This is a genomic window from Geodermatophilus sp. SYSU D01180, assembly GCF_054050415.1.
Map to the genome: position 1 here is coordinate 76,159 of NZ_JBJGZH010000012.1, position 11,866 is coordinate 88,024.

Consider the following 11,866-nt stretch of genomic DNA (forward strand, 5'->3'; position numbering starts at 1 on the left):
CATGGACGTGCTGAGCAGCCGCGTGCTCCTGCGGCCCACCGACACCGGGCGCTCGCAGGCCTTCTACCGCGACGTCCTCGGGCTGGCCGTGTACCGCGAGTTCGGCCCGCCGGGGCACCGCGGCGTCGTCTTCTTCCTCGGCAACGGCCTGCTCGAGGTGTCCGGGCGGGCCGACGGGCGCCCGCGCGGGCTGGCGCTGTGGGTGCAGGTGCGCGACCTGGCCGCCGAGGTCGCGCGGCTGGCCACGGCCGGCGTCCCCGTCGCCGCGGAGCCGGAGCGCAAGCCGTGGGGGCTGCTGGAGGCGACGGTCGAGGACCCCGACGGCGTCGCGCTCGTGCTCGTCGAGGTCCCCGCCGACCACCCGCTCCGGGTCGACGTCCGACCGCCCGGCTGACCGTCGGACCGGAACGGCCCTCCTGCAGGGGCCCGCGCCGTGCGCCAGCGAGGGGTGGGGGCAGGAGGGTCCTTCGTCAGTCGGTGCCGGACTCCATCGCGGCGCGGTCGAGCAGCTCGTCGTCGACCGGGGTGGTCCGGCCGGCGATCGCCCGCGCGCCGCCCTCGGTCATCCGGTCGATGAGCCCGGTGGCGGCCGCCTGCGCGGCGCCGATCACGGCCGGCTCCGCTCCGCCGCCGACCATGCCCAGCCGCGCGTACTGCTCGAGCTTGGCGCGGGAGTCGGCGATGTCGAGGTTGCGCATGGTCAGCTGGCCGATCCGGTCCGTGGGCCCGAACGCGGGGTCCTCGGTGCGCTCCATCGACAGCTTGTCCGGGTGGTAGCTGAACGCCGGGCCGGTGGTGTCGACGACCGACCAGTCCTCGCCGCGCCGCAGCCGCAACGTGACCTCCCCGGTGACGGCCATGCCGACCCAGCGCTGCAGCGACTCCCGCAGCATGAGCGCCTGGGGGTCCAGCCACCGGCCCTCGTACATGAGCCGGCCCAGCCGCCGGCCCTCGGTGTGGTAGGTGGCGAGGGTGTCCTCGTTGTGGATGGCGTTGACCAGCCGCTCGTAGGCGGCGTGCAGCAGCGCCATGCCCGGCGCCTCGTAGATGCCGCGGCTCTTGGCCTCGATGACCCGGTTCTCGATCTGGTCGGACATGCCCAGCCCGTGCCGGCCGCCGATCGCGTTCACCTCGAGCACCAGGTCGACGGCGGAGGCGTACTCCTTGCCGTTGACCGAGACCGGCCGCCCGTTGGCGAAGCCGATCGTCACGTCCTCGGTCTCGATCTCGACGGCGGGGTCCCAGAACCGGACGCCCATGATCGGCTCGACGATCTCGATGCTCGCGTCGAGGTGCTCCAGCCGCTTGGCCTCGTGGGTGGCGCCCCAGATGTTGGCGTCGGTGGAGTAGGCCTTCTCCGCGCTGTCCCGGTAGGGCAGGCCGTGCGCGGTCAGCCACTCCGACATCTCCTTGCGGCCGCCGAGCTCCTCGACGAACCGGGCGTCCAGCCACGGCTTGTAGATCCGCAGCGACGGGTTGGCCAGCAGGCCGTACCGGTAGAACCGCTCGATGTCGTTGCCCTTGAACGTCGAGCCGTCGCCCCAGATCTGGACGTCGTCCTCGAGCATGGCGCGCACCAGCAGGGTGCCGGTGACCGCGCGGCCCAGCGGGGTGGTGTTGAAGTAGCTGCGCCCGCCGGAGCGGATGTGGAACGCGCCGCAGGTCAGGGCCGCCAGGCCCTCCTCGACCAGCGCCTCCCGGCAGTCGACCAGCCGGGCGATCTCCGCGCCGTAGGCGGTGGCCCGGCCGGGCACCGAGGCGATGTCGGGCTCGTCGTACTGCCCGATGTTCGCGGTGTACGTGCAGGGGACCGCGCCCCGGTCGCGCATCCAGGCGACCGCCACGGAGGTGTCGAGACCACCGGAGAAGGCGATCCCGACGCGTTCGCCGACGGGCAGGGACGTGAGCACCTTGGACACGAGAGAGATTATGCACGACCACGCATGACCATTCACGGGCGGGGGGTCGGGCGCCCGGGCCCGTGGGGCAGGATCGCAGGAGTGCCGGACCTCTCCCTGGGTGACGACCTGCGCGCTCTCGTCGACGCCTCCCCCTCCCGGTTCCACGCCGTGGCCGAGCTCACCCGCCGGCTGACCGCCGCCGGGTTCACCGAGCTGGCCGAGGCCGACGCGTGGCAGCTCGCCCCCGGCGCGGCGCACGTCGTGGTGCGGCACGGCAGCCTCGTCGCGTTCCGGCTGGGCAGCGCCCCGCTCGCCGACGCCGGGATGCGGCTGGTCGGCGCGCACACCGACTCCCCCACGTTCACGGTCCGCCCGCGGTCCGACGTCCGGCAGGCCGGGTACCGGCTGGTCGGCGTCGAGCCGTACGGCGGCGGGCTGTGGCACACCTGGCTGGACCGGGAGCTCACCGTGGCCGGGCGGGTGGCGCTGCGCGGTGGCCGCACCGCGCTGGTCCGGCTCGACGGCGCCCCGCTGCGGCTGCCGTCGCTGGCCATCCACCTCGACCGGAGCGTTCGCGAGGGGCTGACGCTGGACCCGCAGCGCCACCTGGTCCCGGTCTGGTCGCGGGACCTGGACACCGAGCCGGGGCTCACCGCGGCGCTCGCCGCGGCCGCCGGCGCCACCCCCGGCGACGTCGTCGGGCACGACCTGGTGCTGGCCGACACCCAGCCCGCGGCCCCCGCCGGTGCCGACGGCACGTGGGTCGCCGCGCCGCGGCTGGACAACCTGGCCAGCTGCCACGCCGGCGTCACCGCGCTGGTCGGCGCGGCGCCCGGCGCGCGCACCCAGGTGCTGGTCGCCAACGACCACGAGGAGGTGGGCAGCGGCTCGATGTCGGGGGCGCGGGGCAGCTTCCTGGAGGACGTCGTCCGCCGGCTGGTCGCCGTCACCGACCCCGGGGACCCGCAGGCGCTGCCCCGGGCGCTCGCGCGGTCCCGGCTGGTCTCGGCGGACATGGCGCACGCCGTCCACCCGACCCGCTACGACCGGCACGAGCCCGCGCACGCCCCGCAGCTCGGCGGCGGCCCGGTGCTGAAGGTCAACGCCAACCAGGCCTACGCCACCGACGCGGCCGGCGGCGGCTGGTTCGCCGAGCGGTGCGCCGAGGCCGGGGTGCCGGTGCAGTACTTCGTGTCCCGCGCCGACCTGCCCTGCGGCTCGACGATCGGCCCGCTGACCGCCACCCGGCTGGGCGTGGCGACCGTCGACGTCGGCGCGCCGATGCTGGCCATGCACTCCTGCCGCGAGCTCGCCTCGGCGCTGGACGTCCCGTCGACGGTGGCCGCGCTGACCGCCTGCTACGAGGACTGAGCGGGCGGCGGTTCCTGTCCGCCGGGAGGGCGGTCGGCCGGGGAGCGGCGGAGGACGTCGGCGAGGGACTCCTCCAGCCGCGCCCACGTGCCGCTCCACTCGACGAGCGGCTCGAGGATCCGCTCGAAGACCGCGAGCTGCTCGTCGAAGGCCTGCAGCTGCCCCATCAGGCCCTCGACGAGCTGCCGCTGCGCCCGCACCGACGCCGCGATCGACCGCACCTGCGCCGCCGACATCGCCCCGGGCGGCGAGGGCAGCCGCGGCAGGGAGAACCCCGACGGGACGGCGCCGGCGGCCAGCCGGGTGGCCCGGTCGGTGAAGCCGCGCAGCTGCGCCACGAACTCCTCGACCGACCGCGCCACCAGCCCGCCGTCGCGGGGCCTGTCCTCGGACTCGCTCACGCGCACCTCCCCGGCCCACCCGCCCCCGTGGGCGGGAACCGCCCCAGTCTCGCGGCTGCGGACCTCAGCCGCCGGTCAGCGCGCGCAGCGTCTCGGCGTTGCGGACGGCGTGGCCGTACCCGTCGTTGTTGAAGTACGCGTAGACGTCGCGGCCCTGCCCGGCCCACTCGCCGATCCGGTCGGCCCACCAGCGCAGGTCGGCGTCGGGGTAGGAGCCGGCGTACAGGTGCGCGGCGTCGGGCCCGTGCAGCCGGACGTAGACGAACGGCGCCGTCGCGCGCAGCACGCACGGCAGGCCGGCGCCGCTCATCACGCAGTAGGCGGCGCCGTGCCGCTCGAGCAGCGCGAACACCCCGTCGTCGTGCCAGCTGGGGTGGCGGAACTCCACGGCCACCCGCATCCAGTCCGGCAGCAGGCCGAGGAAGTGGTCGAGCCGGGCGTCGTCGCGGGCGGCGGCCGGGTGCAGCTGGACGAGCAGCACCGCCCGCCGGGGACCCAGCTCGTGCCAGGCCGCGGTCATCCGCTCGACCCACGCCTCGGGGGCGTAGAGCCGCTTGGCGTGGGTCAGCCCGCGGGGGGCCTTGACCGACAGGGCGAACCCCTCGGGCAGCCGCTGCCGCCACCCGGCGAAGGTCGCGGTGCGCGGCCAGCGGTAGAAGCTGGCGTTGAGCTCGACGGTGCCGAACCGGCGGACGTAGTGGGCCAGCCGGTCCCGGGACGGCGTCCCCGGTGGGTAGAGGACGCCCTCCCAGTGGTCGTAGCTCCAGCCCGACGTGCCGACGTGGACGGCCACCGGCGCCCCTGCGGTCAGGCCCGGCGCAGGCCGGCCAGCCGGGTCGCGGCGGCGAGCACCCGCCCGTACGAGCCGGGCGCCAGGCGCACCAGGACGTCGGGGACGACGGCGCTGGCGCCGATGAGCAGCCGCGGCCGGCGCCGCTCCACCGCCGCCACGATCCGCTCCGCGGCGCGGTCGGCCGGGTAGCGCAGCAGCCGCGCGAACTCCCGCTTGCCCCGCTCGGCCTCGGCGGGGTCCGCCCCGCTGGCCACCCGGGCGGTCTCGGCGATCCGGGTGGCGATGCCGCCGGGGTGCACGCTGGTCACGCCGACGCCGTCCCCGGCCAGCTCGTGCCGCAGCGCCTCGGTGAACCCGCGGACGGCGAACTTGCTCGACGCGTACGCCGCCTGCCCGGCCGGCGCCATGAGCCCGAACAGGCTGGAGACGTTCACCAGGTGCGCCCCGGGGTTCGCCTTCAGCGTGGGCAGCAGCGCGTGGGTGAGCCGGACGGCGGCGCGGAAGTTGACGTCCACGACCCACTCGAACTCCTCGAGGGTCACCTGGTCGAACCGCCCGCCCAGCGCGACGCCGGCGTTGTTGACCAGCAGCGTCGTCGCCGGGTGGTCCGCGACGATGCGGTCGGCGGCCTCGCGCAGCTGCCCGGCGTCGGCGAGGTCGGCGACGACGGTGGTCACCGACCGGCCCGGGCAGGACGCGCGCACCGCCGCCGCGACGCCCTCGAGCCGCCCGGCGTCGCGGTCGAGCAGCACGAGGTCCGTGCCGCGGGCGGCCAGCCGCGGGGCGAGCGCGGCGCCGATGCCGCTGGCCGCCCCGGTGACGACGGCGGTACCGGTGAAGGCGTAGGGGCGCACGCGGCGACCGTATCCGGCGCCCCTCAGGGCAGCCGCCACACCGTCGTCCGGCGCAGCCCGGGCCCCTCGGTCTCGGGGACCTCGTACACGGCGGCGGGCTCCAGCCGCTCGTGCGGCAGGTAGGGGCGGCCGGGGTCGCCGACCAGCACCTCGCAGCCGCGCGCCCGCGCCCGGTCGAGGAAGGGCAGCACCCGCTCGGTCATCGCCCGGTCGTAGCAGACGTCCCCGGCGACGACGACGTCGACGGCCGGCGGCTCGCGGTCCAGGACGTCGCCGGTGACGCCGATCCCCGCGACGCCGTTGAGGCCGGCGTTGACGCCGACCGCCGTCCGGGAGAACGGGTCGACGTCGCTGGCCAGCACCCACCGGGCGCCGGCGAGGACGGCGGCGACGGCCACCAGGCCGCTGCCCGACCCGAGGTCGAGCACCGTGCGGCCGGCGACGGTGGCGGGCGCGTCGAGCAGGTGGCGGGCCAGTGCCTGCCCGCCGGGCCATGCGGCCGCCCAGAACGGCGGCTCCTCCCCCGCCCCGCCGGCCGCGGTCTCCATCGCCTCCCACAGGGCGACGACGTCGTCGGCGACGTGCAACCGCACCTCGGGGACGAGCGAGGGCCGGCGCACCTGGGTGTGCGCGCGGACGAAGCCCGCGGGCACCACCCGGGTGGCCGGCCCTCGCTGGTTCACCTGGGGATCAGTACCAGCCGGTCGCCTGCGAGTGCGCCCAGGCGTCGCACGGCGTGCCGTAGCGCTGCTCGATGTAGATCAGGCCGGCGTCGATCTGGCGGTAGCCGTCGGAGGTCTTGGCGATCCCGGTGCTGGCCCAGGTGGAGTCCAGGAACTGCGGGATGCCGTAGGCGGTGCTGGTGGGGTTCTGGGCGTTGGGGTTCCAGCCGCTCTCCTTGCCCCACAGCTTCTCCAGGCAGGAGAACTGCTCGCCGCTGCCGACCTTGCTCATCGCGTAGTCCTTGAAGGAACCGGACGGCGCGGCCGGCGCGGCCTCCTCGGCGGCCTGCTCCTCGGCGGCCTGCTGCGCGGCGGCGGCCTCGGCGGCGGCCTGCGCCTCGGCGGCCTGGCGGGCGGCCTCCTGCTCGGCGGCGACGCGGGCGGCCTCCTGCTCGGCGGCGACGCGGGCGGCCTCGGCCTCGGCGGCCAGGCGGTCACGCTCGGCCTGCTCGGCGGCGAGCTGCGCGTGGGCGGCGCCGGCCTCCTGCGCGCTGCGCTCGGCGCGCGAGGCGGCGACGTCGGCCAGCGACGTCAGGTCGGGGGTGGCCGGGGCCTGCTCGGCGGCCTGCTGCTGCGGGATGCCGAGCTCGTCGGCGACGCTGACCGCGGGGCCGGCGGTGCCGGCGGTGTCGGTGCCGGCGGAGGCGGCCGGGCCGCTGGTGGAGACGACGCCCACGATCAGCGCGCCGGCGGCCGCGGCGCCGAGCAGGAGGGCCGGGCGGCGCGGGCCCAGCGGCGGGCTGCCGCGGCGGAACAGGCGCCGGCGGGCGGGGGCCTCGGCGGCCGGCTCGGCGGCGTCCGCGAGCGCGGGCAGCTCGCGGGTGGCGGTGTCGGGAGTGGCGAGCTCGACGGTCACGGGGGCGTCGGCAGGCGTGTTCGGGACGTGGCGGGACATGAGGGGGTGAGGGCTCCGAGGGAGAGTGCGCGCGGCAGCGGCCCGGAGGCGGACTCCGGGCATGCGGGTGCGGCGCGGGTCTACGGGTGTCGCGGACTACGGGGTCCCCGGCGACGTCGTCGCAGGGAGCGGCAGGGCAGGGGCAGCAGGCGTCAGGCGGACGCGGGAGCGCGGTGTGCGCGCGGGCAGCTGCACCTGCGGGCCGCTTCGGCCCGGAGGCGGGGCATGCGGGGACTCTCCGTTTCTTCCGTGAGCCGCCTACCGAGTTAGCTGACGGGTTCGGGCGGGAAGGAGCCCTACGCGCGCCGGGCCGGAGCTCGGCGGGCGCGATTCACCCCAGTACTGCGGTGGGTCCCCGGCTCGCGTCCACGGGTGCGGACACGACTCGGCGGCGTCCGGCCGGGCTCCCCGGGACGGGGACCTGACGACCTGCCGGACGCGAGCCACCGTACGGTCGTTATCGGTTCGTGACAACCGCCGTGGCCGGTGGTGCGGCCGTGACGCGTGGGGCGGACCCCGCCGTACCGGATCCCGCTCCCGCGTCGCCGCTGGTCAGGAGGCCGCCGCGACCTCGGCCCGGCCGGGCCCGTGCAGCGGTGTCACGTCGGACACGTCCGTCCCGGACGGCGCCGGACGCGACCCCGCGCGGGGGTCACCGGCGGGCTCCCCGAGGCGGGCCAGCCCCCGCTTGTCGCCGAGGGCGGGGACGTCGTCGGGCACGACCCCGGCGACGACGGCGAGCGCCTCGTCTAGCTGCCCGGTCAGCAGGCGCAGCCAGTCGCGCGCCCGGTCGCGCTCGTCGCGCAGGGGCCCGAGCTCCGCCTCGACGGCGGACCGGCGCGCGAGCGCCTCGGCGTCGGCCCGCGCCCGCGCCTCGGCCGCCTCGCGGTCCCGCCGCGCGCGCTCGGCGGCGGCCCCCTCCTCCAGCCGGGCCGCCTCGCGGCGCGCGGCCTCCAGGATCGCGGCGGCCTCGCTGCGGGTCTGCTCGCGGGCGGCGAGGACCGCCTCGCGCATCTCGGCCACCCCGGACAGCCGGGCCTGCGCCTCGGTGGCCGCCTCGGCGCGGATGCGCTGCGCCTCCTCCTCGGCGGCGGCGGTCAGCGCGGCGGCCGCCTCCTCGGCCCGGCGCATCATCGCCGCGGCGTCCTCGGGGCCGGGCAGGCTCTGCCGCTCGCGGACCAGCTGCGCGAGCCGGCGGCGGGCGTTCTGCAGCTCGGCCGAGGCGGCGGCGTAGCGGCTGAGCAGGTGCTCGTTCTCCCGGCGCAGGACCAGGAGCTCGGTCTCCGCCCAGGCGACGTAGTCGTCGACCTGCAGGCGGTCGTAGCCGCGCACCGCCCCGGTGAACACCGGCCCGGTGCCCAGCAGGCCGTCGAGCCCGCGTCCCGGGGGCGGTTCCGCGGTGCCGTCCGCGGCCCCGTCCGGAGCAGCTCCCTGTCCCCGCAGCGACATCCCGGTTCCCCCTCGGTGCGCCGTCCGATCCGGTCCCCCGCCGGCGCGCCGGTGGGGGTGATCACAGACTCGCACCCGCCGGGTGCGGCCGAGCGGGCCGACACGGACCCGCGGAAGGCCTCCGGACCGGTCGCGCCCGGACGTGCCGGGCCGGTCACCGTGTGCGGTCGATTGGTCTCAGTACGGTCACGGGCCGGGCGGGAATGTCCGGCGGGGACCGGTCGTTGGGCCCGGTACAGTAGTTGCACTCTCAACCACTTGGAGCGCGAGATGCAGTTCGGGGTCTTCACGGTCAGCGACGTCACGACCGACCCGACGACGGGGCGGACGCCGAGCGAGGCGGAGCGGATCAAGGCCGTCGTCACCATCGCGAAGAAGGCCGAGGAGGTGGGCCTCGACGTGTTCGCGCTCGGCGAGCACCACAACCCTCCGTTCTTCTCGTCCTCCCCCACGACCACGCTGGCCTACGTCGCGGCGCAGACCTCCCGGCTGCAGCTGTCGACGTCGACCACGCTGATCACCACCAACGACCCGGTGAAGATCGCCGAGGACTACGCGATGCTGCAGCACCTGGCCGACGGCCGCGTCGACCTGATGATGGGCCGCGGCAACACCGGCCCGGTCTACCCGTGGTTCGGCCAGGACATCCGCAACGGCATCCCGCTGGCGGTGGAGAACTACGCGCTGCTGCGCCGGCTGTGGGACGAGGAGGTCGTGGACTGGCAGGGCCGGTTCCGCACCCCGCTGCAGGGCTTCACCTCCACCCCGCGGCCGCTGGACGGCGTCCCGCCGTTCGTGTGGCACGGCTCGATCCGCTCCCCGCAGATCGCCGAGCAGGCCGCCTACTACGGCGACGGCTTCTTCCACAACCACATCTTCTGGCCGAAGGAGCACACCCAGCGGATGGTGGCGTTCTACCGGTCCCGGTTCGAGCACCACGGCCACGGTGCCGCCGACCAGGCGATCGTCGGCCTCGGCGGGCAGGTGTTCATGCGCCGGAACAGCCAGGACGCCGTCGCCGAGTTCCGGCCCTACTTCGACAACGCGCCGGTCTACGGGCACGGGCCCTCGCTCGAGGACTTCTCCCGGGAGACGCCGCTGACCGTGGGCAGCCCGCAGCAGGTGATCGAGCGGACGCTCGGCTTCCGCGACTACGTCGGCGACTACCAGCGGCAGCTGTTCCTCATCGACCACGCGGGGCTGCCGCTCAAGACGGTGCTCGAGCAGCTGGACCTGCTCGGCGAGGAGGTCGTGCCGGTGCTGCGCCGCGAGTTCGCCGCGCTCAAGCCGGCGCACGTGCCCGACGCCCCCACCCACGCCGCCCGGGTGGCGGCGCGCGGCGGCGCCCAGGACTCCACGGTGCACGCCGCGGGCGACGACGTCACGGGCCGTGCCACCGACGAGGCCCGCGAGGAGGTGTCCGTCCGATGACCACCCGCACCCTGGCCGTCGTCAGCGCGGGGCTCGGTGTCCCGTCGTCGACCCGGCTGCTGGCCGACCGGCTCGCCGCGGCGACCGTCGCCGCGCTGCGCCGGCGCGGCGAGGACGCCACCGTCGAGGTCGTCGAGCTGCGCGAGCACGCCCGCGACGTCGCGGACGCGCTGGTCACCGGGTTCCCGAACGCGGCGCTGCGCGCGGCGGTCGGGACGGTGACCGGCGCGGACGCGGTCATCGCGGTCACGCCGGTGTTCACCGCCTCCTACAGCGGCCTGTTCAAGTCCTTCGTCGACGTGCTGGACAAGGACGCGCTCACCGGCACGCCGGTGCTGCTCGCGGCGACCGCCGGCACCGCCCGGCACTCGCTGGTGCTCGAGCACGCCATGCGGCCGCTGTTCGCCTACCTGCGCGCGGTGACCGTGCCGACGGCCGTCTTCGCGGCGAGCGAGGACTGGGCCGGCGGCGACGGCGCCGGCCAGGAGCTGGCCGCGCGGATCACCCGCGCGGCCGGCGAGCTGGCCGACGTCGTCACGGGCCGGCCGGCGTCGGCCCGCCCGGCCGACCCGTTCGCCGACGTGCCCTCCTTCGAGGACCTGCTGCGGGGCACCGCCTAGGAGCGGTCCTGCACCGGCGCCTGGGAGGACCCGCCGCCCCGCGGGTCCGCGTGCCGCGCCGTGTCGTGCTCGGGGGCCCGCCGGGCGACCGGCACGCCCTCCGGCGCCGCCGGCGGCCCGGCCGGCACCGGCGCGGCGGGCGGCACGGCCGGCTCCGGCCGTCCCCGCAGCCGCGGGTAGGCCAGCACGAGGCTGGCCGCCAGGGCGATGGCCAGGATCACCGCCCACGTGCCGGTGTAGTCGGCCCACGAGCCGGTGAGCAGCAGGAACGCCGGGAGGGCGGCGGTGAGCAGCCCGGCCACGACGGCGATCGCGCCCGTGTACCGGGTGAACTCCTCCCGCTTCAGCCCCAGGACGACGAAGAACAGCGCCCAGAGCACCGCCCAGTACAGCCAGATCACGCCGAAGCCCGGGTCCCTCGGGACGACGTAGAAGAAGCTGAGCCCGGCGTACACCAGCGCGCACGCCGCCACGAACGCCGAGAACCAGCCGAGCCCCGTGCCGTCGAGGCCGCCGAGCAGGTTGATCCCGACGTACAGGTACGTGAAGCCGAACAGGTAGAGGCCCGACGCGGCCAGGATCGTGGCCGGGTCCCCGTCGGCAGTGATGATCAGGACGGTCGGTGTCACCACCTGAAGCGCCCCGACGAACAGGTTGAGCGGGGCGGCGGCGCGGGCGTCCACCAACCCCAGCAGCATCAGGCCGTTGACGACCAGGACGGCTCCCACGTACAGCAGTCCCACGGCTCCCATGTGCGGTCATCTCCTCGGGTCCCGCGACGGTGCGTTCGTCCCCCGTGGCCGGTGCCGGCGACGGTCACGCCGACGGTCGGGAGCCGGGCTCCCCGGGCTCCCGTTCGTCCTCCTCGAGTGCCTCGTTCTCCTGCAGGGCGCTGTCGATGAGGTCGGCGAGGCCGCCGACCGAGCGGTGCGGACCGCCTCGGCGGACGACGACCGGCTCGGGCACGTCGTCCTCGTCGGCGGACAGGCCCTCGGTGAGGTCGTGCGCCGCCCGCAGGGCGGCCTTGCCGGCGCGGTCGGCCGCCTCGTGGCGCTCGATCCGCGGCACCTCCTCGCTCACCGCTCGCCTCCTCCCCGTCCTCCTCGGCACGGTCGGTGACCCCCGGCCCCGGTTGGGCGGACGGCGCGCCGGGTATCCCACCTCCGGGCCTCGAACAGCCGGGAGCCGCGCAGTGCTCGTGTGAGGAGCGATCCGTGCAACTCCGGGTCGAGGTGGTGTGGACGTGCGCGCCGTGCGAGGTCGGCGGGCAGGACGTGGCGGAGGACGGTGACGACGACCCGACCTGCTGGAACTGCGGCGGGCCGGTCGTGGTGACCGCCCGGCCCTCCGTCCGCCGGCCGTTCCCCGAGCCGTTCCCGGAGCCGGACGCCGCCTGAGGGCGGCGCCCGGCCCGGGCGGACGGGTCCCG

The 11,866-nt window shown here is 76.3% G+C and carries 14 protein-coding genes and 1 riboswitch; of the genes, 5 read left to right on the plus strand and 9 right to left on the minus strand.

Annotated elements, in window-relative coordinates:
* Position 1: 1 nt before the first annotated feature.
* Positions 2-394, plus strand: a complete 393-nt coding sequence (locus tag ACI8AA_RS13020; protein WP_457044830.1) for a VOC family protein — start codon at positions 2-4, stop codon at positions 392-394.
* A 76-nt stretch (positions 395-470) separates the two neighbouring features.
* Here ACI8AA_RS13020 and argG read toward each other — a convergent pair whose 3' ends face one another.
* Positions 471-1,919, minus strand: a complete 1,449-nt coding sequence (argG, locus tag ACI8AA_RS13025; RefSeq protein ID WP_457044831.1) for an argininosuccinate synthase — start codon at positions 1,917-1,919, stop codon at positions 471-473.
* An 81-nt stretch (positions 1,920-2,000) separates the two neighbouring features.
* Between argG and ACI8AA_RS13030 the strand changes: the two genes are divergently transcribed.
* Positions 2,001-3,272 (plus strand): M18 family aminopeptidase, encoded by a 1,272-nt coding sequence (locus ACI8AA_RS13030; protein WP_457044832.1) that lies wholly within the window; start codon positions 2,001-2,003, stop codon positions 3,270-3,272.
* Here the strand turns inward: ACI8AA_RS13030 and ACI8AA_RS13035 are convergent.
* From ACI8AA_RS13035 to ACI8AA_RS13060, 6 genes are all read right to left on the minus strand, one after another.
* On the minus strand, positions 3,260-3,673 hold the full coding sequence (locus tag ACI8AA_RS13035) for a hypothetical protein (protein ID WP_457044833.1): 414 nt from the start codon (positions 3,671-3,673) through the stop codon (positions 3,260-3,262). The genes ACI8AA_RS13030 and ACI8AA_RS13035 overlap by 13 nt on opposite strands.
* Before the next feature lie 64 nt (positions 3,674-3,737).
* Positions 3,738-4,466 (minus strand): DUF72 domain-containing protein, encoded by a 729-nt coding sequence (locus tag ACI8AA_RS13040; protein ID WP_457044834.1) that lies wholly within the window; start codon positions 4,464-4,466, stop codon positions 3,738-3,740.
* A gap of 14 nt (positions 4,467-4,480) precedes the next feature.
* Positions 4,481-5,320, minus strand: coding sequence for an SDR family NAD(P)-dependent oxidoreductase (locus tag ACI8AA_RS13045; protein ID WP_457044835.1), 840 nt, complete (start codon positions 5,318-5,320; stop codon positions 4,481-4,483).
* Positions 5,321-5,343: 23 nt separating this feature from the next.
* Positions 5,344-6,003, minus strand: coding sequence for a class I SAM-dependent methyltransferase (locus tag ACI8AA_RS13050; RefSeq protein WP_457044836.1), 660 nt, complete (start codon positions 6,001-6,003; stop codon positions 5,344-5,346).
* A gap of 7 nt (positions 6,004-6,010) precedes the next feature.
* Positions 6,011-6,898, minus strand: a complete 888-nt coding sequence (locus tag ACI8AA_RS13055) for an aggregation-promoting factor C-terminal-like domain-containing protein (protein ID WP_457044837.1) — start codon at positions 6,896-6,898, stop codon at positions 6,011-6,013.
* Positions 6,899-7,177: 279 nt separating this feature from the next.
* Positions 7,178-7,338, minus strand: a riboswitch (cyclic di-AMP (ydaO/yuaA leader).
* 151 nt (positions 7,339-7,489) lie between these two features.
* Positions 7,490-8,386, minus strand: a complete 897-nt coding sequence (locus ACI8AA_RS13060; RefSeq protein WP_457044838.1) for a hypothetical protein — start codon at positions 8,384-8,386, stop codon at positions 7,490-7,492.
* 270 nt (positions 8,387-8,656) lie between these two features.
* On the opposite strand from ACI8AA_RS13060, the gene ACI8AA_RS13065 reads away from it, so the two are divergent.
* Together ACI8AA_RS13065 and ACI8AA_RS13070 are read left to right on the plus strand one after the other, a co-directional pair.
* A complete protein-coding gene (locus ACI8AA_RS13065) occupies positions 8,657-9,817 on the plus strand; it encodes an LLM class flavin-dependent oxidoreductase (protein ID WP_457044839.1) in 1,161 nt (386 codons plus the stop codon).
* Entirely contained in the window at positions 9,814-10,437 is a 624-nt protein-coding gene (locus tag ACI8AA_RS13070; RefSeq protein ID WP_457044840.1) for an FMN reductase, read from the plus strand. The genes ACI8AA_RS13065 and ACI8AA_RS13070 overlap by 4 nt, the downstream gene beginning before the upstream one ends.
* Here the strand turns inward: ACI8AA_RS13070 and ACI8AA_RS13075 are convergent.
* Together ACI8AA_RS13075 and ACI8AA_RS13080 are read right to left on the minus strand one after the other, a co-directional pair.
* Positions 10,434-11,189 (minus strand): AmiS/UreI family transporter, encoded by a 756-nt coding sequence (locus ACI8AA_RS13075; RefSeq protein ID WP_457044841.1) that lies wholly within the window; start codon positions 11,187-11,189, stop codon positions 10,434-10,436. The genes ACI8AA_RS13070 and ACI8AA_RS13075 overlap by 4 nt on opposite strands.
* Positions 11,190-11,253: 64 nt before the next feature.
* A complete protein-coding gene (locus tag ACI8AA_RS13080; RefSeq protein WP_457044842.1) occupies positions 11,254-11,517 on the minus strand; it encodes a hypothetical protein in 264 nt (87 codons plus the stop codon).
* A gap of 134 nt (positions 11,518-11,651) precedes the next feature.
* Between ACI8AA_RS13080 and ACI8AA_RS13085 the strand changes: the two genes are divergently transcribed.
* Positions 11,652-11,834: a hypothetical protein gene (locus ACI8AA_RS13085; protein WP_457044843.1), complete on the plus strand. Its 183-nt coding sequence runs from the start codon at positions 11,652-11,654 to the stop codon at positions 11,832-11,834.
* Positions 11,835-11,866: the final 32 nt, after the last annotated feature.